This window comes from Pantoea sp. PGP6, from assembly GCF_053474785.1.
In genome coordinates this window covers 3544281-3567081 of sequence record NZ_JBQBMA010000001.1, presented here as the reverse complement: position 1 = coordinate 3567081, position 22801 = coordinate 3544281, and the positions used below count along the sequence as shown (strand labels likewise).

The following is a 22801-nucleotide window of genomic DNA, read 5'->3' as shown; positions in this document are numbered from 1 at the left end:
GACAGGAGAGACGATGAGTTCGTCATGGTGGAAAACCCCGGTAGTGGTCATCGCCGATGACTTTACCGGAGCCAATGATGCAGGCAGTGGGCTGGCACAGGCCGGTGCCCGGGTTCAGGTGCTGTTCAGCCCAACGACGCCTGCAGATAGCGAGGCAGCGGATGTCTGGGTAATCAGCACCGACAGTCGGGCAGTCACGCCCGTGGTGGCGGCAGAGCGGATCACTGAGGCGGTGGGCCACTACGCTCCGCAGATTGCGCAGGGCTGGCTGTTTAAAAAGATCGACTCCACGCTGCGGGGCAATGTCGCTGCTGAACTGCGGGCGGCGCTGGCAGCCAGCGGTAAACGTCTGGCGCTGGTAGCACCGGCCGTGCCGTACCTCGGCCGCACTACGCGTGCCGGTCAGGTCTGGCTTGGCGATCGTTTGCTGACTGATACCGAATTTGCCAGCGATCCCAAAACCCCCATCGTCAGCGCCAGCGTGCTTCAGCAACTGCACATCGACGGGGATCAGATCGATCTCGCCACCCTGCGCAGCGATCGGCTTGAGCAGCGCTTAACGGACGCCCGCGGCGTGCTGGTGGTCGATGCTGAAAACGACACTGACCTGGCTCGCCTGATGGCAGCCGCGGCACGGCTGAGTGAAAAACCGCTGCTGGTGGGTGCGGCAGGCTTAAGCGAGGCACTGGGCCGCCATCTCGCCGCCCGGCCTGCGCCGTCGTCATCGGCGGAAAGGAGAGTTAGCGGTACGGCGGTTGACGCAGGTGTCCACGCAGCACGACCGGTACTGGCGGTTATCGGCTCGATGAGCAGCCGCGCACAGCAGCAGATCGCCACGCTGGCGACCCAGCGGCAGGTGACGGTGGTGGATGTTGATATCCGTCAGCTGTTCCGCCAGCCCGCCTGGCCCGATGCAGCGGACTGGCTGGGACAAGCCACAGCGGCGCTACGTCAGGGACGACATACGGTGATCCGCACCTGTCAGCATGCTTCACAGCGGCATGAGATTGAAATGCTCTGCCAGCAGTTTCAGCTGACGCGCCAGCAACTGGGCGAAGCGATTTGTCAGTTGCTCGGTGAGATGACCCGCACGTTGTGTGACAGCCAGCTCCCGCATGCGCTCTATCTGTCTGGCGGCGACGTGGCGATTGCCGTCGCTCAGGCTCTGGGTGCCAGCGGATTTCAGATTCAGGGCCTGGTGGCGGGCTGTGTGCCGCACGGGGTTCTGCTTAACAGTGAATTTACCCTGCCGGTGATGACCAAAGCCGGTGGCTTTGGTGATGAAAACACCCTGGTAGCAGCCATTGGTTTTATTGAGGAGAAGTCGAGTGAGTAAAATTATTGCGGTCACCATGGGCGATCCGGCGGGCATCAGCCCGGAAATCATTATCAAATCGCTGTTGGAAGGTGAGTTGAATGGCGTGCCAGCGGTGGTTGTCGGCTGCGCTGCGACGCTGCGGCGGATTATGGCGATGAACATTACGCCACAGGCGGAACTGCGGATTGTGGATCGGGTGGCATCGGCCCACTTTGCGCCCGGCATCATTAACGTGATCGATGAACCGTTAGCCGATCCTGAAGCGCTAAAGCCAGGTATGGTGCAGAAGCAGGCGGGCGATCTGGCGTGGCGCTGCGTGAAGCGCGCCACCGAACTGGCGCTGGCGGGCGAGGTACAAGCTATTGCCACCGCGCCACTCAACAAAGAGGCGCTGCACGCGGCGGGTCATCTCTATCCGGGTCACACTGAACTGCTGGCGCACCTGACCGGCACTCAGGATTACGCCATGGTGCTCTATACCGATAAGCTGAAGGTCATTCACGTCACCACCCATATTGCGCTGCGTAAATTCCTCGATACCCTGAGCCGTTCACGCATTGAGACGGTGATCGGCATGGCGGACACCTTCCTGCGTCGGGTCGGCTTTACCCAGCCGCGCATCGCCGTGGCGGGCGTCAATCCGCACGCCGGTGAAAATGGCCTGTTTGGTGATGAGGAAATAACTACGGTCGCCCCGGCGATTGCGGCAATGAAAGCACAGGGCATCGCGGTGTCGGGCCCCTGTCCACCGGATACGGTATTCCTGCAATGTCAGGAAGGGCAGTACGATATGGTGGTGGCAATGTACCACGATCAGGGACACATTCCGCTGAAGCTGCTGGGATTCTACGATGGGGTGAACATCACTGCGGGCCTGCCGTTTATCCGCACCTCGGCGGACCACGGCACGGCGTTTGATATCGCCTGGACAGGTAAAGCGAAGTCTGAGAGCATGGCGATCTCTATCAAACTCGCGATGCAGCTCGCATAGGGAAATATGAAGGGACAGAGCCGTCTTGACCAGATTATGGATTACCTGAAAAGCCATAATCTGGTGACTGTTGAGCAACTGGTCAGTGCGATTTCCGCCTCGCCGGCCACGATTCGACGTGATTTGATTAAGCTGGATAAAGAAGGGGTGATCAGCCGCAGTCATGGCGGCGTCACCCTCAACCGGTTCATTCCTACGCAGCCGACCACGCTGGAAAAAATGCAGCGTAATCTGGCGGAAAAGCAGGCGATAGCCGCCTGTGCTGCCAGCTTTGTTCAGGCGGGCGACGCGGTGGTGCTGGATGCCGGTACTACTATGCTGGAACTGGCGCGCCAGCTGACCCATCTGCCGCTGCGGGTGATTACCGCCGATCTGCACATTGCGCTGTTTTTATCGGAATTCAGGCAGATTGAGGTAACGATTATCGGTGGCCGCATCGACGACTCCAGCCAGTCCTGTATTGGCGAACATGGCCGTCGACTGTTGCGCAGCATCAATCCGGATATCGCCTTTGTCAGTTGTAATTCATGGAGCCTTGAGCGCGGCATTACTACTCCAACCGAGGAGAAAGCCGGGCTGAAGCACGATCTGCTGGCCAATGCCGGGCGTCGGGTGTTGCTGGCGGACAGCAGTAAATATGGTTCCTGGTCGCTGTTTTGCGCCGCGCCGCTGGAGAGCCTGACCGATATTGTGACCGATGAGCGGCTGGAAGAGGCTGCCCGGCATGGGCTGCGGGAGCGTGGGATCGGCTTGTTGCTGACGGCATAACCGCCAGCGGCAACAACGGTAAGCGGCGGCTGCCAGACACAGCGCGCCGCCCGCAAGGATTACAGCGTCTTCAGACCCACAGACGGGATATTTCTGCCGTAATAAATTTCACGCATCTCTTTCCACAGCAGGTCGGTAATCCGTTTATGCTCCTGTGGGCTGAGATCTTCAGGTTTGGTATTAAACAGGTAGTGCTTCAGATCGAACTCTTTCAGCAACATCTTGGTATGAAAGATGTTTTCCTGATAAACGTTCACATCCACCATGTCATACATCGCTTTCATATCTTCCGACATGAAGTTCTGGATCGAGTTTATTTCGTGATCGATAAAGTGCTTCATCCCCTTCACATCACGGGTAAACCCGCGCACCCGGTAATCGACCGTGACGATGTCAGATTCCAACTGGTGAATCAGGTAGTTCAGCGCTTTGAGCGGTGAAATCACGCCGCAGGTAGAGACTTCAATATCGGCGCGGAAGGTACACAGTCCGCCTTCCGGATGACTTTCCGGATAGGTGTGTACGCAGATATGACTCTTATCCAGATGGGCCACCACCGAATTCGGTAACGGGCCAGGGTGTTCCGAGTTATCGATATCTTTCGGATCGATCGGTTCTTCGCTGACCAGAATGGTGACGCTCGCGCCCTGCGGCTCATAATCCTGGCGCGCAATGTTCAGCACGTTGGCACCAATGATCGAGCAGGTCTCGGTCAGAATTTCGGTCAGACGGTTGGCGTTATATTGCTCATCAATATAGGCAATATAACCATCACGTTCAGCTTCAGTATTCGCATAGCAAATATCGTAAATACAAAAACTCAGGCTCTTAGTCAGGTTGTTGAAGCCATGTAGTTTTAGCTTTTGCAATTTCACTCACCCCCTTAGAAATGTGCCATCAGCGCGTGGCGGATAACGCATTCAACAGATATTGCGGCAGGGCAAAACTGCCGGTATGGATTGCCGGTGTGTAGTAACGGCAGGTCAGGCCAGCGGCCTCGAAACGCGCCTGTAACGTCGCGCTATCGAGCTGGCGCAGCGCCGGATTGTCACTGGCCCAGGCAAAGGTCATGATGCCGCCATAATAGGTCGGAATCGCCGCCTGATAGAAGCTGACATCGGCAAAATAGTGACCCAGTTTGCGATGGCTGTTGACCGCTTCGTCCTGCTGCAGGAAGCAGACGCCATTCTGCGCCACAAAGATGCCATTTTCATTAAGGGCCGCTTTGCAGCCGGCATAAAATTCTGAGGTAAACAGACTTTCGCCAGGACCGATCGGATCGGTGCAGTCCGAGATGATGACATCGAATTTTTCGCGGGTCTGGTTAACAAAGTTAACCCCGTCGTCGATCACCAGGGTAAAGCGCGGATCGTCATAGGCACCGGCGCTGTGGTTCGGCAGATACTGACGGCAGAACGTCACCACGCCCGCATCAATCTCCACCATGGTGATCTTTTCGATCTGCGGATGACGTGACACTTCGCGCAGCATTGCGCCATCGCCGCCGCCGATAATCAGCACGCTTTTCGCCGCACCGTGCGCCAGCAGAGGAACGTGGGTCATCATTTCATGATAGATAAATTCGTCGCGCTCGGTGGTCTGTACCACACCGTCCAGCGCCATCACGCGACCCATCGCGGCATTTTCGAAAATGATTAAATCCTGATGCGCAGTTTTCTCACGATAGAGCTGTTTATCAATCGTGAAATACTGGCCAAAACCGGCATGAAGGGTTTCATACCACATTTCATTTTGGGCCATGGTGGGGCTCTCCTCTGATGACATCGCCATGAAAATGGGCGGCACATCATAGCTAACTCTGACCGTGGTTGCACGGTCAAATGTCCAGCAGAAGAGAGGGGAGAGGGTTATCTGACGTAGGCCAGCAGACTCAGCGAATCACGCGCCAGCGACTTGCATTTTTTATCGTTAGTGATGGCGATGCCGCTCAGGTCACGATAGCTCTCTTCACCCAGCGCCTTCATGTTGTAATTGCTGTAGTTGCTTAAATCCCAGCGGTTCTGCTGAGCAAAAAACACCAGCGCTTTACGAATCTGCGCATCCGGCAGATCCTGATAGCCGCAATCATTTTTCAGATAGACGAACACCGCCGTCAGATCGGCCAGATCTTCCGCTTCGGATTCGCTCAGGGCAAAACTGGTGGAGGAGAAGCCAAGGAGTCCCGTCAGCAGCAGGATCTTAATGCTTTGCTTCATAATCGTTCTCTTCAATGGATATTGTTAATGACGTTAGCACAGTTGCTATCAGGTTTTCGATTAATTTGCCGTACCGTGCGGCTCTCCGGCTTTTTTCGGCTCATTCTGGCGGGTAACACTTGACCTTCCCATAAGGTCAGGGTTTAGGCTGTCTGCTCTCATGCCACAAGGATGATCACCATGCAACGTCGCCATTTCCTGAAACTCACCGCCGCCCTGAGTGCCGCCGGGGCGCTGCCGCTCTGGAGCCGCTCGCTGATGGCCGCCAGCCGCCCGCTGCTGCCCGTTCCCTCGCTGCTGACGCCGGATGCTAACGGCCAGTACACGCTGACCGCGATGCAGGGTACCAGTCAGTGGAATGGCAAAGCGGTGCCGACCTGGGGCTATAACGGCAATTTGCTCGGTCCGGCGATCCGGCTGCAAAGCGGCAAGCCCGCCACGGTGAACATTCATAACCGGCTGAACGAAGCGACGACGCTGCACTGGCACGGGCTGGAGATCCCTGGCGCAGTTGACGGCGGGCCGCAGGCCAGCATCGCCGCTGGCGACACCCGGCAGGTCTCTTTCACGCCCGATCAACCGGCAGCAACCTGCTGGTATCATCCGCATCTGCACGGGAAAACCGGTCATCAGGTGGCACAGGGACTGGCGGGGCTGATCCTGCTGGAAGATAACGAGATCGGCAAACTGCGGCTGCCTACTCAGTGGGGCGCTGATGACGTACCGCTGATCTTTCAGGACAAACAGCTGACCCAGGATGGTAGCCGCATCGATTACCAGCTGGACGTGATGCGCGCTGCGGTCGGCTGGTTTGGTGACATGATGCTGACCAATGGCGTGCAGTATCCGCAGCAAGCCGTACCGCGCGGCTGGCTGCGGTTGCGCTTACTCAACGGCTGCAATGCCCGTTCGCTGGACATCGCCGCCAGCGATCGGCGTCCACTCTATGTCATCGCCAGTGATGGCGGACTGCTGGCAGAGCCGGCCAGGCTGGAATCACTGCCGATGCTGCCGGGCGAGCGCTTTGAAGTGATGATCGATACCGGGGATGGTAAGGCTTTTGAGCTGGTGACTCTGCCGGTCGGGCAGATGGGCATGACGCTGGCACCGTTCGATCAACCGCTGCCGCTGGTGCAGATTTTACCGCTGCGGGTGATGGCCAGCGGCACGCTGCCGGATCGGCTGGCAACGCTGCCGCCGCTGCCGAAAACCGAGGGGCTGACCAGTCGCTGGCTACAACTGATGATGGATCCTCAGCTGGATCAGCAGGGGATGCAGGCGCTGATGCAGCGCTACGGTGACAAGGCGATGGGCAAAGGCGGTCATCCTACGATGCCGATGGCGCACGATAAACCGGCGGCCAGTCACGATCAGCCGATGGATCACAGCATGCACGGCATGGCGCAACCGGCCGGTTACGATTTCCGTAGCGGCAATAAGATCAACGGCCAGGCATTCAATATGACCCAGCCGTCATTCGCGGTAAAACTGGATGAAACGGAAAAATGGACCATTTCCGGCGAGGGTGACGCGATGCTGCATCCGTTCCATATTCACGGTACGCAGTTCCGTATCCTGTCAGAGAACGGCAAACCACCGGCGCCGCATCGTCAGGGCTGGAAAGACATGGTGAATGTCGACGGCTGGCGCAGTGAAGTGCTGGTGCGCTTCAGTTACGTCGCCGCCGCCGAACATGCCTATATGGCCCACTGTCATCTGCTGGAGCATGAAGATACCGGCATGATGCTCGGGTTCACCGTCAGCTAAATCAGGCCTGATCCAGCGCCAGCCTGATATCTTCAATCAGGTCACCCGCGTTCTCAATACCAATCGACAGCCGCACCGTGGCGTCAGTGATGCCGATACGCTGACGCACCGCCTGCGGCACACCGGAGTGCGTGGTGCTGCCGGGATGGCTGGCGAGCGACTCGGTGCCGCCAAGGCTGACCGCCTGCTTGAACAGCGACAGGGCGTTGAGAAAACGGAAGGCTGCCTGCTGGCCGCCAGCAATATCAAACGAGAAGGTCGAACCGGCTCCGCTGCACTGCTCGCGGTAGGTTTTGCCTTCTGCACTCGCTTCATCCAGATAAGGCAGCCAGTGCAGTTTCGCCACTTTAGGATGATCGCGCAGGAAGGCGGCCACCGCTTCGGCGTTGTGAAACGCTTTCTCCATTCGTAGCGACAGCGTTTCCAGCGATCGGCTGATCATCCAGCTGGAGTGCGGATCGAGCTGAGTGCCGATAGCACTGCGCAGCGCCCGGACCTGCCCCATCAGCTTTTTACTGCCCATCGCCGCACCGGCAATCAGGTCGGAATGGCCGCCAACGTATTTGGTCAGCGAGTAGAGCGACAGGTCCGCGCCCAGCGTCAGCGGCTGCTGAAACAGCGGGCCGAGCAGGGTGTTGTCGCAGGCGATAATCGGACGTGAACCCTGCTGCTGGTCGATCTCATCGGCGATCCGCGCCATCAGACGGATGTTCACCAGGCTATTGGTCGGGTTGGCCGGCGTCTCGATCAGGATAATCGCTACCCGACCCAGCGCCATCGCCTGCTGCGCCGCCTCCCGCACTTTGGCCTCGTCATTGCCGTCGCTAAAGCCGACCGCCTTAATCTCCAGATTGTGCAGCGTCTTGCTCAGCAGCGTTTCGGTGCCGCCATACAGCGGCTGAGAATGCAGAATAACCTCACCCGGCCGGGCAAAGGTCAGCAGGGTAGTGGCGATTGCTGACATACCGGAAGAGAACAGCGAACAGCTCTCCGCCTGCTCATAGACCGCCAGCCGATCTTCAACGATTTCACTGTTGGGATGGTTAAACCGCGAATAGACCAGTCCACCCGATTTGCCTTCTGGCGGTTCACGCCGGCCTGACACATAGTCAAAGAAATCCCGTCCCTCTTCAGCGCTGTTAAACACAAAGGTTGAGGTCAGAAACACCGGCGGCTTTACCGCGCCTTCAGAGAGGCGAGGGTCATAGCCGTAATTCAGCATCTGGGTTTCAGGATGCAGCGGGCGATCGCCGATGTGGGTTTTTTTACTTGATGATGAAGTCATTGAGATCTCCGGCCAGCGGCACGAGTGGAGTAACGATATGTTGGATAAAGGCTACCATGCAGCGAATCATGCTGGTAAATGCCAGAAAGTTCTAAGGTAATGCGCATTTGCACCGCCCCTCGCCGGGCCGCAATAATTTTCACCACGGTATCGTTTGCTTTAAGGCTGGCGCAGCCGCCGCGCTACTCTCTATGATAGACTTCGTGGCTTTTCTGACGTAACCGGGCTGAAAGCAATGAAACACACTGTTGAAGTGATGATCCCTGAACAGGCAATCGCCGCGCGCATCGCTGAACTGGGCAAAGAGATTAACGACCATTACCGTGACAGCGGCAGCGATATGGTGCTGGTGGGGCTGCTGCGTGGCTCTTTTATGTTTATGGCCGACCTGTGCCGCGCGATTGATGTCCCGCACGAAGTCGACTTTATGACCGCGTCGAGTTACGGCAGCGGCATGTCCAGCAGCCGCGATGTGAAAATCCTGAAAGATCTGGATGAAGATATCCGTGGCAAAGATGTGCTGATCGTCGAAGATATCATCGACTCCGGCAACACTCTGAGTAAGGTGCGCGAAATCCTGCAGCTGCGTCAGCCAAAATCACTGGCGATCTGTACCCTGCTGGATAAGCCGGAACGCCGTGAAGTAGAGGTCAACGTTGAGTACGTCGGCTTTGCCATCCCGGATGAGTTCGTGGTTGGGTTTGGTATCGACTATGCGCAGCACTATCGCCATCTGCCGTATATCGGCAAAGTGGTGCCGATCGAATCCTGAGTACAGCGCACCGCACATTCTTCCAAGGCCAGCACCGCCTGCTTCGTGTAGGCTGTGTCGCGCCTGACTCCGCTTATTTATCGCTATTCAACAGATTAGCGATGCCGTGACGGTAGCGTTGTTCAAGGATTTCGCGGCTGTTTGCCGTAACATCAAGGTTACGCAGGCAGCCGTCCTGAATGCCGTAAACCCAGCCATGCAGTGAGACATTCTGCCCGCGTTTCCAGGCAGATTGCAGCACGGTCGAGTGTCCCAGGTTATAGACTTGTTCAACGACGTTGATTTCGCACAGTTTATCCAAACGTTTATTCGGCGGGAGTTCCCCCAGCAACACGCTATGCTTGTACCAGAGGTCACGGATGTGCAGCAGCCAGTTGTCGATCAACCCCAGTTCCGGGTTATCCATCGCCGCCTGCACGCCGCCGCAGCCATAATGACCACACACAATGACGTGTTCAACTTCCAGCACTTCGATGGCGTATTGCACCACGGAAAGACAGTTGAGATCGGTGTGAATCACCAGATTGGCGACGTTGCGGTGGACAAACAGTTCACCCGGTTCCAGTCCGGTCAGACGTTCGGCGGGGACGCGGCTGTCAGAACAGCCAATCCACAGGAAGCGCGGTTTCTGGGCCTGGGCGAGCCGCTCAAAAAAGCCGGGATCTTCTTCGACCAGTAATTTGGACCATTCACGGTTATTACTGATCAGGGTATCGATATCTGTCATGGCGTTGAGCGACCGGTTACTGCGCAGAGTGCGTGCGCGTACTATAGGCGAAGGCTTCACAAATTTAAACGGCATTAAATTGCCATCAAAACAGGGTATGGATTCGGAATGACTTATGCACTGGAACTTTCCCGGCTGACCAAGACCTATCCCGGCGGCGTGCAGGCGCTGAAGGGTATCGATCTTAACGTTGAGGCCGGTGATTTTTATGCACTGCTGGGACCGAATGGCGCCGGTAAATCAACCACCATCGGTATTATCAGTTCGCTGGTCAACAAATCTGACGGCAGCGTCCGGGTATTTGGCTACGATCTGGAAAAAGATGTGGTCAACGCCAAACGCCAGCTCGGTCTGGTGCCGCAGGAATTTAACTTCAACCCGTTTGAGACGGTGATGCAAATCGTAGTTAACCAGGCGGGTTACTATGGCGTCGAACGTCGCGAAGCCAATGAGCGGGCGGAAAAGTACCTGAAGCAGCTCGATCTGTGGGGAAAACGTAGCGAACGGGCGCGGATGCTCTCTGGCGGCATGAAGCGCCGTCTGATGATCGCCCGGGCGTTAATGCATGAACCTAAGCTGCTGATCCTCGATGAACCAACCGCCGGGGTTGATATCGAACTGCGACGCTCAATGTGGGTGTTCCTGAAAGATCTCAACGCCAAGGGCACCACCATTATTCTCACCACCCACTATCTGGAAGAGGCAGAAATGCTGTGCCGCAATATCGGCATTATTCAGAGCGGGGAACTGGTCGAGAACACCTCAATGAAAGAACTGCTCTCCAAGCTTAAATCGGAAACCTTCATCCTCGATCTGGCGCCGCGCAGTCCGTTACCGACGCTGGAAGGCTTCCAGTATCGTCTGGTGGATACCTCGACGCTGGAAGTGGAAGTGTTACGGGAGCAGGGTCTGAACAGCGTGTTCAGCCAGCTCAGCGCGCAGGGCGTGCAGGTGCTGAGCATGCGTAACAAAGCCAACCGTCTGGAAGAGTTGTTCGTCGGCCTGACGCAGGGAAAAACAGGAGCAAAAGCATGACACATTTGTACTGGGTGGCGCTGAAGAGCATCTGGGCCAAAGAGATCAACCGTTTCGCCCGCATCTGGATCCAGACGCTGGTGCCACCGGTGATCACCATGACGCTCTACTTCATCATCTTCGGTAACCTGATCGGCTCGCGGATTGGTGAGATGCACGGTTTCAGCTATATGCAGTTCATCGTGCCGGGTCTGATCATGATGGCGGTGATCACCAACGCCTATGCCAACGTAGCCTCGTCGTTCTTCAGCGCCAAGTTCCAGCGCAATATTGAAGAGCTGCTGGTCGCACCGGTGCCGACCCACATTATCATCGCCGGTTACGTGGGCGGCGGGGTAGCGCGTGGCGTCTGCGTCGGCATTCTGGTCACCGCCATTTCGCTGTTCTTTGTGCCGTTCCATGTCCACTCCTGGACCATGGTGGCGGTGACGCTGCTGCTGACTGCGGTGCTGTTTTCGCTGGCCGGCCTGCTGAATGCAGTCTTCGCCCGGACTTTTGATGACATCAGCCTGATCCCGACCTTTGTGCTGACGCCGTTAACCTATCTCGGCGGGGTATTCTATTCCCTGACGCTGCTGCCGCCTTTCTGGCAGGCAGTCTCGAAGCTTAATCCGATCGTTTATATGATCAGCGGTTTCCGTTTCGGCTTCCTCGGTATTAACGACGTGCCACTGGTATTTACTCTGTCGGTGCTGATCGCCTTTATCGTGGTGTTCTATGGTCTGGTATATACCCTGATTCAGCGCGGTCGCGGATTACGTACCTGATTGCCGCTCTCAACAAAGCAGCCACGCGGTGAAAACGGCGTGGCTTTTTTTTGACCGTATAAAGACTGGCCGATTTAAGCTGGTGGCCGGTATCTAATTTAACCTTTTAATAACATCTTAATCCCACCCCGGCTGATTATTCTTCCTCTGCTGCTGGCATTAATGCCAGTCTCCGCGGTACTGGCAATAAAATAACCCTAAGTATTATCTGATAATAACCCCTGCTTCCTTTATATCGCGCTGATTTAACTCAGTTAAAAAATTTTTAGGAATTGGATGAATAGCTGGCTGTTGTTTAATTGAAGCCGAGTTAGCAAAATACCGTCAGATTAACGTTATTTCCTTGATCATGGATGGAAATGGGGGAATGTTGAGAGTTCAGTAAGAAAGATGGCCGGTAAATCAGGGCCAGTCTTAATTAAAAGGCAGGAAAAGATGAATCGTATTACGTGGATCGATAATCTGCGGGGATTGAGTATTCTCGCAATCATTTTTTTGCATAGCACTATCGCCGTGCATAATAATGCCGGACACTTTACCGCCTTCAGTAGCCTGTTAAATGAAATGCTTGCACCAGTTCGATTAGGACTGATGTTTTTCGTTTCAGGTTTATTTGTCGATGCGGGATTAAGAAAAGGCCTGGGTCCCTTTTTTAATAATAAGATCCGCAGCATCCTCTATCCTTTCGTGGTATGGGTGATTATTTATGGCGGGTTAAAGATCGTCTTTAGCTCAATGGCCAATACGCCGCAGTCACCGTTGAATATCATTCTGTCCCACCTGACGGGCGGGGGCGATATGACATGGTTCCTGCAGTCGCTGTTTATTTTCTTTGTGGTGATTATCTTTGCCCGTCACCTGCCGTTCCTGCTGGTGTTCGCGGTCTGTATGGGACTGAGCTGGGGTCTTCCGGCGATCGATCCTGACAGCGTATTCGCCAGCTTCGATAACACCCACGTGAATAAGTCGTTCTACCTGTTCGTTTTCTTCTACCTCGGTGACTACGTGGTAAGAAAACAGGTCGATATTGCGGATAAAGTGCAGCATGGCCCGACGTTATTTATTTCACTGTTAAGCTTTGTGCTGCTCTCCTGCTTGAATATCTTTGTGCTGGAGACCAACTCGCCGGCTTTACTGTCGCCGCTGGCGCTGGTGTCGGTGCCGTTCTTTGTCTGGATTGCGCTGAAGCTGAAGTCGGATCTGGTTTACTACATCGGGGTCAACTCAATCGTCTTTTACCTGTCGCATTATCTGGCGATTCAGTTCTTCAGTAAGATTGTGAAATTTGAAAGCCCGTCAGCCTGGGTAAACGACCTGAAGTTTATCTCCGCTTTTCTGGTGGCGCTGGCGCTGCCGTGGACGCTGTGTCTGCTGAGAAAACGTGGCTGGTTCAACTTCCTGTTTACCATGAAAAAGCCGTCTAAATCGCTCGCCACTAAACCGGTGTAACGACCGTCAGGTCAGCAAAAAAAGGGCCGCCGATCGCTGATCGGCGGCCCTTTTTTCGATCAGGCAACCTGCACCGGCACCGCTTTCGCCAGCCGCTTCATCTGGTTGTCGCCCTCAAAGTAGGCCACTTTAGGCTGCCACTGGCGCGCTTCCGCATCCTCGACCTGCACGTAGGAACAGATGATCAGAATGTCGCCTTCACAGGCGCAGCGCGCCGCCGCCCCGTTGACCGAAATGATTTTGGAGCCACGTTCAGCGGCGATGGCGTAGGTCGAAAAGCGCTGGCCGTTGGTGACGTTGTAAATATCAATCGCTTCATATTGCAGAATGCCGGACGCATCAAGGAAGTCCTGATCGATAGCACAGGAGCCTTCATAGTTGAGGTCCGCCTGCGTAACTTTCACGCGGTGCAACTTGCCTTGTAATACAGTGCGAATCATAGCCAGAAACCTTGTCAGACGAGAAATAAAATGACCTTCAGCGGATGCAGCTTACTGCGTCAGGTCGACAGTTTGATTATCGATTAAACGGGCATTACCCAGCCAGGCCGCCATCAGTACCACGGCGCGCTGGCTGTCAACCGTCAGCGGTTGCAGGGTTTCCGCATCGCAGATGGCCAGTCCATCCGGGCGTAATCCCCGCTCCAGCAGCGTCTGATTGGCCGCTTCGATGATCTCTTCAATGTGGCGCTCGCCGTTAGCCAGCCGCGCCGCCATCTGATTCATTACCTGACTCAGCGCAGGCGCCAGCTTACGCTCGTCAGCGGTTAAGTAGCCATTACGCGAACTCAGCGCCAGGCCATCTTTGGCGCGCACCGTAGGCACGCCGACAATCTCAATGTCAAAGCCCATGTCAGCCACCATCTTGCGAATGATAGCCAACTGCTGGAAATCCTTTTCACCGAAACAGGCAATGTCCGGCTGAACCAGGTTAAACAGCTTGCTGACAATGGTTGCCACGCCGCGAAAATGACCGGGGCGGGTTTCCCCTTCCAGCAGCGAAGAGAGCACCGGCACTTCAACAAAGGTCTGATTCTTCAGGCCGTGCGGATAGACTTCAGCCGGTGACGGGGCGAACACCACATCAACCTGATGGCGGTTCAGTTTCTCGCAATCCTGCTGCAGGGTACGCGGATAGCGCGCCAGATCGTCAGCGCGATCAAACTGCATTGGGTTGACGAAGACGGAGACGATTACGATGTCGCCGCGAGAACGTGCTTCATCGACCAGCGTTAAATGTCCTTCGTGCAGATTGCCCATGGTGGGCACCAGCGCGATGCGCTTACCTTGTTGCCGCCAGCGACGCACTTCACGGCGCAGCATCGGCAGCGTTTCAATGATCAACACGGTTACTCTCCTGAATTACTGGAAGCTGTGCTCTGCCGCCGGGTAGGTTCCGGCTTCGACTTCGGCGATATAGTGGCGAATCGCGGCGCGGATATCGCCGGTCGCGGCGAGGAAGTTTTTAGCAAATTTGGGGATATGCCCGCCGGTCACGCCCAGCGCATCGTGCATTACCAGAATCTGCCCATCGGTTACGTTGCCGGCCCCAATGCCGATCACCGGAATGGAGAGGGCAGCGGTTACGCGCTGAGCCAGCGCAACCGGTACACACTCCAGCACCATCAGCTGTGCACCCGCCGCTTCCAGCGCCAGCGCATCGGTCATCAGCTGCTCTGCGCCTGCCTCATCCCGGCCCTGAACCTTGTAGCCGCCAAAGATATTGACCGACTGTGGCGTCAGACCAAGGTGCCCGCAGACCGGTACCGCACGCTCGGTCAGCATCTGTACTGTCTCTGCCAGCCAGCTTCCGCCTTCCAGCTTCACCATGTTGGCACCGGCACGCATCAGCTGTGCGGCATTGTCGAAGGTTTGTTGTGGTGTGGCATAACTCATGAATGGCAGATCGGCCAGCAGCAGCGCCTGTGGCGCGCCGCGCCGGACGGCGGCAGTATGGTAGGCGATATCGCTGACCGTGACCGGCAGGGTGGAATCGTGGCCCTGCACCGTCATGCCGAGGGAATCACCAACCAGCATCACCTGAATGCCTTCGTTGGCAAACAGGCGGGCAAAACTGAAATCGTAGGCGGTCAGCGTGGCGAATTTTTTGCCGTCGGCTTTCCACTGACGCAGATGGGACATTGTGGTGGGTTTCATGGCGCTCTCAACTCAGAAATTCTGATGGGCGCAGTTTACTGGATAGCGTTAAAGAGCGGAATCGAAGATGTGTGATTGTGTGCTCAGGCGTGCCAGAGACGGATAGCGCTGCTATCCAGCGTGGCAAGCACGGCGCTGAGCGCCCGGCCATCCGGCAGCGTGGCGTCGGGTGCGATTGCCAGCAGCGGCACCAGCATAAAGGCGCGGTTCAGCAGGTCATAGTGCGGCACAATCAGGCGATCGCTGTTAATCACCGCGTCGCCAAACAGCATCACGTCGATATCCAGCGTGCGTGGACCCCAGCGCTCTGCCTTGCGCACCCGGCCATGCTCCCGCTCAATCCGCTGGGTATGATCCAGCAACGCCTCCGCGCTCAGCCCGGTCTCCAGCGCCACGGCGGCGTTAAGAAAGTCAGGCTGATCGGGTGGGCCGTAGGGCGGCGTGCGATAGAACGGCGAGGTGGCGATGCGTTGCGTCTCTGGCAACGCATCCAGTGCGCTCAGCGCTGCATCAACCTGATGCAGCGGATCGGCCAGATTACTGCCTAACGCGAGGTAAACCCGGGTCATGAGGCGTTTTGATTATCGCGACGCGGTGCCGAAGGACGACGGCGTGGACGGCGTGATTTATGCCGCGGTGCCGGATCGTCGCCAAGGTTGTTGAGCATGGTTTTCTGGTGTGGCGGTGCCGCCACCTGGAATTCACCCCACCACTGGCTCAGGCGCAGCAGTTCCGGGTTATTCTCCACTTCAGCGCGCAACGCCAGCAGGTCATACGCGGCGCGGAACTTAGGATGCTCCATCAGTTTCCAGGCACGTTTACCGTGGCGACGCGACATGCGTAACTGAAGCTGCCAGATATCCCGGATCAGCGACGTGATACGTTTCGGGATCGCCAGCGCACGACAGGCTTCATCCAGCGTATCGTTCATCGCCATCGCAAAGGCTTCAAAATAGGTCAGGCCGCTTTCCTGCGCAATGCGTTCGGCCGCTTCAAGCTGCGGATACCAGAACATCGCCGCAAACAGGAAGGCCGGATTGACGCGCATGTCGTTGTGGATGCGGTTATCGGTGTTTTTCAGCACCTGAGCCAGCATCTTCTCCATCAGGCTGTCGCTCTGCTCGGTGAAGTTGCGCGCCAGCGTCGGGAACAACGGCTGGAACAGCTGGTATTCACACAGCTTGAGATAGGTGCTGTAACCGTAGCCAGCCTGCAGCAGCTTAAGCGACTCTTCGAACAGGCGCGCGGGCGGAATATCACGCAGCAGCGAGGCCAGACGCGGGATCGGCTCAGCCGTTTCCGGCGCAATGCTCATGTTGAGTTTGGCGGCAAAGCGCGCAACGCGCAGCATCCGCACCGGATCTTCGCGATAGCGGGTTTCCGGATCGCCAATCAGACGAATGATGCCCTGTTGCAGATCCTGCAGACCGCCAACATAGTCACGGACGCTGAAATCGGCGACGCTGTAGTAGAGGCTGTTGATGGTGAGATCGCGGCGCTGGGCATCATCTTCGATGGTGCCGAAAATGTTGTCGCGCAGCAGCATGCCGCTCTGGGCGCGCTGCGAGCTGTTGCGATCGTCTTCGCTCTCTTCCACCTGGTGGTGACCACGGAAGGTAGCAACTTCAATCACTTCCGGACCAAACATCACGTGCGCCAGACGAAAACGGCGGCCAACCAGGCGACAGTTGCGGAACAGCTTGCGCATCTGCTCTGGCGTGGCGTTGGTGGTGACATCGAAATCCTTGGGCTTTTGCCCCAGCAGCAAATCGCGCACGCCACCGCCTACCAGATAGGCTTCATAACCGGCTTTATTCAGGCGATAGAGCACTTTGAGGGCATTTTCGCTGATGTCTTTGCGTGAGATGGTGTGGCTTTCACGAGGAATGATGGTCATATGACTCTCTGGTTCAACCTCTGCAGGGGCTTCCTCTTCATCACGCTTCAGGACTTTCCGGCAAAAATTAGCTACTCGGGTAAAAATGGGACACCTCGACAGTGGCGTAAAAGGGTGTAGGTAAAATCAGCGGCTAATCATAGCCTGTTGAGAACCATTTGAGAATGCTGTTGTCTCTGCATCCGGTTTCAGGGCGTTGTCCTGGGGCATCAAAGCGATATTCCACTGCGACACCGCGTCAGACAGCAGTTTGTCCTGCGTTAAGTCCTGCCAGCCGCTGGAAACCGGCTGTCCGAGGAAGCGTAACGCCGCGACTAACAGCGGCCGGGCATCGCCATCCGGCAGTGACGGCGCATGATTCTGCTTCGACAACTTATTGCCGTCGTGATTCAGCGCCAGCGGTAAATGCAGATAGTCAGGGACCGGCCAGCCAAACTGCTGATAAAGCGCAATCTGCCGCACTGTCGGCTCAATCAAATCCGCCCCGCGAACGACTTCGGTGACGCCCTGAAAATGATCGTCGACCACCACCGCCAGGTTGTAGGCAAACAGGCCATCGCGACGGTGAATGATAAAATCTTCCTGCGCCAGTCGCGGGTCCGCCTGCACGTGGCCGCGCAACCGATCGTCAAACGCCAGGACCGGGTTATGCTGCCGCAAACGCAGGGCGGCATTCTCCGGCCCGCGCTGCCGATCGCGGCAGTAGCCATCATAGAAACCGCCGATCTGCTGAATGCGACGACGGGTACAGGTACAGAAATAACTCTGACGATGCTGCTGAAGCCAGGCCAGCGCGTCGCGGTAAGCCTGATGGCGCTGTGACTGCCACAATACCTCGCCGTCCCAGGTTAACCCGTAATGTTCCAGCTGATGCAGAATACGCGAGGCTGCGCCCGGCACTTCACGTGGCGGATCGATATCTTCAATCCGTACCCGCCAGATACCCTGCTGAGCACGTGCGCTCAGGTAACTGCCTAACGCAGCAATCAACGAGCCGAAATGAAGTTCACCAGACGGGGAGGGGGCGAAGCGACCAATGCAGGAGGCGGTCATAGGCGTTAAACGTGACCACGCAGCGGAAAAACCGGTTGGTGTTCCACTGCGTGGCAACGTGCTGGACGCGGCATTAGCCGGCCATTTGTTTCTCACGAATTTCTGCTAACGTCTTACAGTCGATGCAGAGATCGGCCGTTGGACGCGCTTCGAGACGGCGGATACCGATCTCAACGCCACAGGAATCGCAATAGCCAAAGTCGTCATCTTCGACTTTCTTCAGCGTCTTCTCGATCTTTTTGATCAGTTTACGTTCGCGATCGCGGTTACGCAGCTCCAGGCTGAACTCCTCTTCCTGCGCGGCACGGTCAACCGGGTCCGGGAAGTTGGCAGCTTCATCCTGCATATGCGATACGGTACGATCGACTTCGTCCCGCAATTGATTACGCCAGGCTTCCAGAATCTTGCGAAAATGGGTCAGCTGCGCGTCGTTCATATACTCTTCGCCCGGCTTCTCCTGATAAGGCTCCACCCCAGCGATGGCGAGAATACTCAGGGACGATGTTTTACGGTTTTGCCCTTCTTGCATGTTGTTTCTCCTGGATAACACGCACTATACCCTTCGACTTTCGTCTTGCAGGTGCGTTGCTGCTAGCCTGCTGTTTGACATCTACGGGGTACATCGATCCCCCATTGGGGAAAAAAACAGGCCGCTATAAATAACAGAAGCAGTCAAGGTTGGCAATTATTCGTGAACACACCTTGACAAGCCTGTGAGGAACAGCGTAATCGGGCCTTAGCATAGAACATTCTTATCACATAAAATTGCAAAAGATATTACAAGCTTACGTTAAGCGGCGTTTTAAGAAACATGCCCGCTGCGGATAAGTCCGCCTGATACGCTAAAACCTCCACGCCTTCCCGCTGCGCCTGGACCAGTTGCTCTGCGTAAGCCACGTCAATGTGACGCGCCGGGGAAACGTCCTCAATCCCCGAGTGCAGAACGGCAAACAACAAAACGGCCCGATGACCTTCTGCCGCGACCATAGCCAGCTCGCGCAGATGTTTCTGTCCCCGAACCGTCACCGCATCCGGAAAATAACCTTTTCCTTCATGTAAAAGGGTTACGGATTTCACCTCAATATAGCAGTTGCGTCGGTCCTGCGCCTTGAGCAGAAAATCAATTCTGCTTTTTTCACTGCCATATCTCACTTCTGCCTGTCGCTGCTGATAACCGGCCAGTTCGGGCAGGCGTTGCTGATCGAGCGCTTCAGCCACCAGCTGATTAGCGCGCAGGGTATTGACGCAGATCCAGTGGCCCTGTTGTGTCTCGGTCAGCTCCCAGCTGTGCGGGTATTTTCGCGTCAGGTTGTCTGAGGTGGAGTACCAGATCCGATCGCCTGGCGTGGCGCAGCCGGTCATGGCACCGGTATTGGCGCAGTGAATCGTCAGGATCTCGCCGGAAGGGGTTTCGACATCGGCCAGAAAACGCTTGTAACGGGCGATCAAGCGAGCGGGTTTGAGGGGCGGAAAAAAATCCATAAGCGTCCTGATTAAGGCTGTAACGGCCAGCTGGCCAGCGCACGATAGCGGGTCCGGCCCTGAGCGAAGTCAGAGGCGAACAGGGAAAACTGCGCGACGCGAAAGCGCCAGTGAAAGCCGCGTGGCGGCAGGGCGACCGGCTGCGTTGCCTGTCGCAATAGCGTGATGTGCGGATGAAACGGCTGCGGGCTCTGATGACAGCCGTGGCGGGCGGCCTGCGCTCGCAACAGGCTGGCCAGTTGCAACAGACCGCGCGGCGCGCGCTGGCAGCCGAGCCACACCACGCCGGGACGTGGCCAGTGACCGGCGTCATCCAGATCAAGATCAAACGCCGGCTGTACAATGCGCGACGCCAGGGTTTGCAGCCGCTGTGCGGTCTCTGGCGTCACCTCGCCAAGAAACGCCAGCGTCAGGTGCAGATTGGCGGCGGCTACCGGGCGGCCCGCCTCGGCGGAAAAGGTATCGGCCCGCCAGCGCACCAGCTGTTGCTGCATCGCGTCAGGCAGGCTGATGGCAAAAAATAAGCGTTGGGTCGACATGGCGCTCTCCGGCAAATATCACGGATGGATGCTACAATGCGCGCCATCTTAGCACAGGCAGAAGCGGAGTTTGCTGTGAGCGATTTACCGGTCAGCGCGGTGCTGCCTGACATCCTGGCGGCACTGAGCCGCGCCTCACAAATCCTGCTGGCGGCGCCGACCGGCGCGGGCAAATCAACCTGGCTGCCGCTGCAGCTATTGCAGCAGGCGGATCTGCCAGGCCGGATCATCATGCTGGAGCCGCGTCGGCTGGCGGCGCGCAACGTGGCGCAACGGCTGGCGGAGCAACTGGGTGAGCAGCCGGGGGGCACGGTCGGTTTCCGGATGCGCGGCGAAAGCTGTGTCGGGCCGCAGACCCGGCTGGAAGTGGTCACCGAAGGGATGCTGACGCGGATGCTACAGCACGATCCGATGCTGGACGGGGTTTCGCTGGTGATCCTTGATGAGTTCCACGAGCGCAGCCTGCAGGCCGATCTGGCGCTGGCGTTGCTGCTGGATGTCCAGCAGGGGCTGCGCGACGATCTGAAGATCATGCTGATGTCAGCCACGCTGGACAATGCGCGGCTGGCGGCACTGTTGTCAGACGCGCCGCTGATCGTGTCGGAAGGGCGCAGCTATCCGGTTGAACGGCGCTACGCGTCACTGAACACAACCGTGCGTTTCGAGGAAGCCGTGGCGCGTGAAGTGGCACAGCTGCTGCGCGATGAGTGCGGATCGTTACTGCTGTTTTTGCCCGGCGTGGCGGAGATCGAACGGGTCAGACGCGAGCTGGAATCACGCATTAGCGATGACGTCGATCTGACGCCGCTGTATGGCGCACTGCCGCTGGCGGCGCAGCGTCGGGCGATCCTTCCCGCGGCGCAAGGACGCCGGAAAGTGGTGCTCGCCACCAATATTGCCGAGACCAGCCTGACGATAGAAGGGATCCGGCTGGTGGTCGACAGTGCGCTGGAACGCAGCGCGCTGTTTGATGCCCGCAGTGGCGTGACCCGTCTGCAGACCCAGCGCATCAGCCAGGCCTCCATGACCCAGCGCGCCGGACGTGCCGGGCGTTTAATGCCGGGCATCTGTCTGCATCTGCTGCCACAGGAGCAGGCGTCTCGCGCGGCGGCACAGAGCGAGGCGGAGATCCTGCACAGTGATTTGTCATCGCTGTGGCTCGATTTGCTGCAGTGGGGCTGTACCCAGCCGCAACAGCTACAGTGGCTTGATCTGCCTCCGGCCAGACATCTGGCGGCGGCACAGCAGCAGTTAACCCGCCTTGGCGCGCTGGACAGTCATGGACTGCTCAACACGCTGGGACGGCGGATGGCAGCGCTGGGCTGCGATCCCCGGCTGGCGGCCATGCTGTGCGCCGCCGGTCAGGATGCCGATGCGGTCGCTACTGCCGCGCTGCTGGTGGCGATTCTGGAAGATCCCCCGCGCAGCGGCAGCGCCGATCTGCGCGATGCGCTGCACCGGCCGCAACCGCAGTGGCTGCGTCGGGCGCAGCAGTGGCAGCGACGGCTTAAGGTCAGCGGCGGCCGGGTGGACGACGACCGTTTTGCCGCCTTACTGGCGGTGGGCTTCGGTGATCGGCTGGCGCGCCGGCGTGACGAGAGCGGCCGCTATCAGCTGGCCAACGGCCTGGGTGCCATGCTGGATCAGCAGGATGGTCTGACGCGCAATGCGTGGCTGATCGCTCCGGCGTTGTTACAGGGCAGCACCACGCCGGATGCGCGGATGTTGCTGGCGTTGCCGGTCGACATTGAGGCGCTGTGTCAGCAGCAGCCTGCGCTGATTGAGCGGCGGACTGAAGTCGAATGGGATGAGGAGAAGGGCACCCTGCGCACCCTGCGACGTGAGCAGATTGGCGCGCTGGTGCTGAAAACCCAGCCGCTGGCCCGTCCGGAACCGGCGGTGCTGCAGGCGGCTATTCTGCGCTGGGTGGCGGAAAAGGGGCTGTCGGTGTTGGGCTGGACGCCTCAGGCGGAGCAGCTGCGCCTGCGCATCCAGTGTGCCGCACAATGGTTGCCGGAAGAGCCGTGGCCAGCGGTCGATGACGCCGCGCTGCTCGACAGCCTGCCACAATGGTTGCTGCCGCAGATGTCCGCCGTCCGCGATCTGAAAACGCTGCAATCGGTGGACCTCGTCAACGCGCTATTACATTTACTCACATGGTCACAACGCCAGCGGCTGGATAGTGCGCTGCCAACTCATTACACTGTGCCGACCGGAAGCCGGCTGCCAATCCGCTACCATGCGGACAAGCCCCCGGCACTGGCGGTGCGGATTCAGGAGATGTTTGGCGAAGCCACTAATCCCGCCGTCGCTGAAGGCCGGGTGCCGCTGGTGCTGGAGCTGTTATCGCCGGCGCAGCGCCCGTTACAGATTACCCGCGACCTGGCGGCATTCTGGCGCGGTGCATATCCGGAGGTCCGTAAAGAGATGAAAGGGCGCTATCCTAAACATCCCTGGCCAGACGATCCGGCCACCGCCTTGCCGACAAGGCGCACCAAAAAAATGTCCCCGCAAGGTTGAGGCCGCTGGATCGAATTCAGAGGGTTCTGCCATGCGGAACACCAGAAAGCAGTTAGAGT

The 22801-nt window shown here is 57.5% G+C and carries 23 protein-coding genes; 9 read left to right on the top strand and 14 right to left on the bottom strand.

Features of this window, described 5'->3' with window-relative positions; translation table 11 throughout:
* Positions 1 to 13: 13 nt before the first annotated feature.
* Genes dtnK through ACLIBF_RS17430 form a run of 3 tightly spaced genes read left to right on the top strand, consistent with a single transcriptional unit; the run spans position 14 to position 3077 of the window.
* Positions 14 to 1336, top strand: a complete 1323-nt coding sequence (dtnK, locus tag ACLIBF_RS17440) for a D-threonate kinase (RefSeq protein ID WP_031376679.1) — start codon at positions 14 to 16, stop codon at positions 1334 to 1336.
* Positions 1329 to 2309 (top strand): D-threonate 4-phosphate dehydrogenase, encoded by a 981-nt coding sequence (locus ACLIBF_RS17435; RefSeq protein ID WP_279810061.1) that lies wholly within the window; start codon positions 1329 to 1331, stop codon positions 2307 to 2309. The genes dtnK and ACLIBF_RS17435 overlap by 8 nt, the downstream gene beginning before the upstream one ends.
* Positions 2310 to 2315: 6 nt before the next feature.
* Positions 2316 to 3077 (top strand): DeoR/GlpR family DNA-binding transcription regulator, encoded by a 762-nt coding sequence (locus tag ACLIBF_RS17430; protein ID WP_046289195.1) that lies wholly within the window; start codon positions 2316 to 2318, stop codon positions 3075 to 3077.
* A gap of 59 nt (positions 3078 to 3136) precedes the next feature.
* Here ACLIBF_RS17430 and speD read toward each other — a convergent pair whose 3' ends face one another.
* The 3 genes from speD to ACLIBF_RS17415 form a co-directional block, all read right to left on the bottom strand.
* A complete protein-coding gene (speD, locus tag ACLIBF_RS17425; protein ID WP_046289219.1) occupies positions 3137 to 3946 on the bottom strand; it encodes an adenosylmethionine decarboxylase in 810 nt (269 codons plus the stop codon).
* Positions 3947 to 3974: 28 nt separating this feature from the next.
* Positions 3975 to 4838: a polyamine aminopropyltransferase gene (speE, locus tag ACLIBF_RS17420; RefSeq protein ID WP_046289196.1), complete on the bottom strand. Its 864-nt coding sequence runs from the start codon at positions 4836 to 4838 to the stop codon at positions 3975 to 3977.
* Positions 4839 to 4945: 107 nt separating this feature from the next.
* A complete protein-coding gene (locus ACLIBF_RS17415; RefSeq protein ID WP_009092068.1) occupies positions 4946 to 5293 on the bottom strand; it encodes a YacC family pilotin-like protein in 348 nt (115 codons plus the stop codon).
* Between the two features lie 180 nt (positions 5294 to 5473).
* On the opposite strand from ACLIBF_RS17415, the gene cueO reads away from it, so the two are divergent.
* Complete coding sequence (cueO, locus tag ACLIBF_RS17410; protein ID WP_279810060.1) at positions 5474 to 7060, top strand: multicopper oxidase CueO; 1587 nt, start codon at positions 5474 to 5476, stop codon at positions 7058 to 7060.
* A 1-nt stretch (position 7061) separates the two neighbouring features.
* Here cueO and ACLIBF_RS17405 read toward each other — a convergent pair whose 3' ends face one another.
* On the bottom strand, positions 7062 to 8345 hold the full coding sequence (locus ACLIBF_RS17405) for a cystathionine gamma-synthase family protein (protein ID WP_279810059.1): 1284 nt from the start codon (positions 8343 to 8345) through the stop codon (positions 7062 to 7064).
* A gap of 235 nt (positions 8346 to 8580) precedes the next feature.
* Between ACLIBF_RS17405 and hpt the strand changes: the two genes are divergently transcribed.
* Positions 8581 to 9117, top strand: a complete 537-nt coding sequence (gene hpt / locus ACLIBF_RS17400) for a hypoxanthine phosphoribosyltransferase (RefSeq protein ID WP_046289198.1) — start codon at positions 8581 to 8583, stop codon at positions 9115 to 9117.
* 73 nt (positions 9118 to 9190) lie between these two features.
* Here the strand turns inward: hpt and can are convergent, their stop codons facing one another.
* Positions 9191 to 9844 carry a carbonate dehydratase gene (gene can / locus ACLIBF_RS17395; protein ID WP_448310185.1) on the bottom strand — a complete coding sequence of 218 codons (654 nt, stop codon included), beginning with the start codon at positions 9842 to 9844 and terminating at the stop codon, positions 9191 to 9193.
* Between the two features lie 108 nt (positions 9845 to 9952).
* On the opposite strand from can, the gene ACLIBF_RS17390 reads away from it, so the two are divergent.
* The 3 genes from ACLIBF_RS17390 (at position 9953) to ACLIBF_RS17380 (ending at position 13095) form a co-directional block, all read left to right on the top strand.
* Positions 9953 to 10879, top strand: a complete 927-nt coding sequence (locus ACLIBF_RS17390; protein WP_031375742.1) for an ABC transporter ATP-binding protein — start codon at positions 9953 to 9955, stop codon at positions 10877 to 10879.
* The gene (locus ACLIBF_RS17385) at positions 10876 to 11646 is read left to right on the top strand and encodes an ABC transporter permease (RefSeq protein ID WP_089561393.1); all 771 of its coding nucleotides are present in this window, start codon (positions 10876 to 10878) and stop codon (positions 11644 to 11646) included. Before ACLIBF_RS17390 ends, ACLIBF_RS17385 begins: the two co-directional genes overlap by 4 nt.
* A 435-nt stretch (positions 11647 to 12081) precedes the next feature.
* Positions 12082 to 13095, top strand: a complete 1014-nt coding sequence (locus ACLIBF_RS17380) for an acyltransferase family protein (RefSeq protein WP_448310183.1) — start codon at positions 12082 to 12084, stop codon at positions 13093 to 13095.
* 59 nt (positions 13096 to 13154) lie between these two features.
* On the opposite strand, the gene panD is transcribed toward ACLIBF_RS17380, so the two are convergent.
* The 9 genes from panD to thpR form a co-directional block, all read right to left on the bottom strand.
* Positions 13155 to 13535, bottom strand: a complete 381-nt coding sequence (gene panD / locus ACLIBF_RS17375) for an aspartate 1-decarboxylase (RefSeq protein WP_031375740.1) — start codon at positions 13533 to 13535, stop codon at positions 13155 to 13157.
* A 51-nt stretch (positions 13536 to 13586) separates the two neighbouring features.
* The gene (gene panC / locus ACLIBF_RS17370; RefSeq protein WP_031375739.1) at positions 13587 to 14441 is read right to left on the bottom strand and encodes a pantoate--beta-alanine ligase; all 855 of its coding nucleotides are present in this window, start codon (positions 14439 to 14441) and stop codon (positions 13587 to 13589) included.
* A 15-nt stretch (positions 14442 to 14456) separates the two neighbouring features.
* Positions 14457 to 15251, bottom strand: a complete 795-nt coding sequence (gene panB / locus ACLIBF_RS17365; RefSeq protein ID WP_031375738.1) for a 3-methyl-2-oxobutanoate hydroxymethyltransferase — start codon at positions 15249 to 15251, stop codon at positions 14457 to 14459.
* 83 nt (positions 15252 to 15334) lie between these two features.
* Entirely contained in the window at positions 15335 to 15820 is a 486-nt protein-coding gene (gene folK, locus ACLIBF_RS17360) for a 2-amino-4-hydroxy-6-hydroxymethyldihydropteridine diphosphokinase (RefSeq protein WP_031375737.1), read from the bottom strand.
* Positions 15817 to 17235 (bottom strand): polynucleotide adenylyltransferase PcnB, encoded by a 1419-nt coding sequence (gene pcnB / locus ACLIBF_RS17355; RefSeq protein WP_206108874.1) that lies wholly within the window; start codon positions 17233 to 17235, stop codon positions 15817 to 15819. Before pcnB ends, folK begins: the two co-directional genes overlap by 4 nt.
* A gap of 39 nt (positions 17236 to 17274) precedes the next feature.
* Positions 17275 to 18201 (bottom strand): tRNA glutamyl-Q(34) synthetase GluQRS, encoded by a 927-nt coding sequence (gene gluQRS / locus ACLIBF_RS17350; protein ID WP_069728415.1) that lies wholly within the window; start codon positions 18199 to 18201, stop codon positions 17275 to 17277.
* A gap of 73 nt (positions 18202 to 18274) precedes the next feature.
* On the bottom strand, positions 18275 to 18730 hold the full coding sequence (gene dksA, locus ACLIBF_RS17345) for an RNA polymerase-binding protein DksA (protein ID WP_031375735.1): 456 nt from the start codon (positions 18728 to 18730) through the stop codon (positions 18275 to 18277).
* 248 nt (positions 18731 to 18978) lie between these two features.
* Entirely contained in the window at positions 18979 to 19683 is a 705-nt protein-coding gene (gene sfsA, locus ACLIBF_RS17340) for a DNA/RNA nuclease SfsA (protein ID WP_279810057.1), read from the bottom strand.
* An 11-nt stretch (positions 19684 to 19694) separates the two neighbouring features.
* Entirely contained in the window at positions 19695 to 20222 is a 528-nt protein-coding gene (thpR, locus tag ACLIBF_RS17335; RefSeq protein ID WP_046289201.1) for an RNA 2',3'-cyclic phosphodiesterase, read from the bottom strand.
* 36 nt (positions 20223 to 20258) lie between these two features.
* Here thpR and hrpB point away from each other — a divergent pair, with 36 nt between their 5' ends.
* Complete coding sequence (gene hrpB / locus ACLIBF_RS17330; RefSeq protein WP_279810056.1) at positions 20259 to 22742, top strand: ATP-dependent helicase HrpB; 2484 nt, start codon at positions 20259 to 20261, stop codon at positions 22740 to 22742.
* Positions 22743 to 22801 lie beyond the last annotated feature (59 nt).

Coding starts and splice junctions, on each gene's coding strand:
- sfsA (WP_279810057.1), bottom strand. CDS start 19,683: ATGGATTTTTTTCCGCCCCTCAAACCCGCTCGCTTGATCGCCCGTTAC.
- dksA (WP_031375735.1), bottom strand. CDS start 18,730: ATGCAAGAAGGGCAAAACCGTAAAACATCGTCCCTGAGTATTCTCGCC.
- ACLIBF_RS17390 (WP_031375742.1), top strand. CDS start 9,953: ATGACTTATGCACTGGAACTTTCCCGGCTGACCAAGACCTATCCCGGC.
- panB (WP_031375738.1), bottom strand. CDS start 15,251: ATGAAACCCACCACAATGTCCCATCTGCGTCAGTGGAAAGCCGACGGC.
- folK (WP_031375737.1), bottom strand. CDS start 15,820: ATGACCCGGGTTTACCTCGCGTTAGGCAGTAATCTGGCCGATCCGCTG.
- thpR (WP_046289201.1), bottom strand. CDS start 20,222: ATGTCGACCCAACGCTTATTTTTTGCCATCAGCCTGCCTGACGCGATG.
- dtnK (WP_031376679.1), top strand. CDS start 14: ATGAGTTCGTCATGGTGGAAAACCCCGGTAGTGGTCATCGCCGATGAC.
- ACLIBF_RS17380 (WP_448310183.1), top strand. CDS start 12,082: ATGAATCGTATTACGTGGATCGATAATCTGCGGGGATTGAGTATTCTC.
- speE (WP_046289196.1), bottom strand. CDS start 4,838: ATGGCCCAAAATGAAATGTGGTATGAAACCCTTCATGCCGGTTTTGGC.
- can (WP_448310185.1), bottom strand. CDS start 9,844: ATGACAGATATCGATACCCTGATCAGTAATAACCGTGAATGGTCCAAA.
- panD (WP_031375740.1), bottom strand. CDS start 13,535: ATGATTCGCACTGTATTACAAGGCAAGTTGCACCGCGTGAAAGTTACG.
- ACLIBF_RS17415 (WP_009092068.1), bottom strand. CDS start 5,293: ATGAAGCAAAGCATTAAGATCCTGCTGCTGACGGGACTCCTTGGCTTC.
- gluQRS (WP_069728415.1), bottom strand. CDS start 18,201: ATGACCGCCTCCTGCATTGGTCGCTTCGCCCCCTCCCCGTCTGGTGAA.
- ACLIBF_RS17430 (WP_046289195.1), top strand. CDS start 2,316: ATGAAGGGACAGAGCCGTCTTGACCAGATTATGGATTACCTGAAAAGC.
- hpt (WP_046289198.1), top strand. CDS start 8,581: ATGAAACACACTGTTGAAGTGATGATCCCTGAACAGGCAATCGCCGCG.
- ACLIBF_RS17405 (WP_279810059.1), bottom strand. CDS start 8,345: ATGACTTCATCATCAAGTAAAAAAACCCACATCGGCGATCGCCCGCTG.
- ACLIBF_RS17385 (WP_089561393.1), top strand. CDS start 10,876: ATGACACATTTGTACTGGGTGGCGCTGAAGAGCATCTGGGCCAAAGAG.
- cueO (WP_279810060.1), top strand. CDS start 5,474: ATGCAACGTCGCCATTTCCTGAAACTCACCGCCGCCCTGAGTGCCGCC.
- hrpB (WP_279810056.1), top strand. CDS start 20,259: ATGCGCGCCATCTTAGCACAGGCAGAAGCGGAGTTTGCTGTGAGCGAT.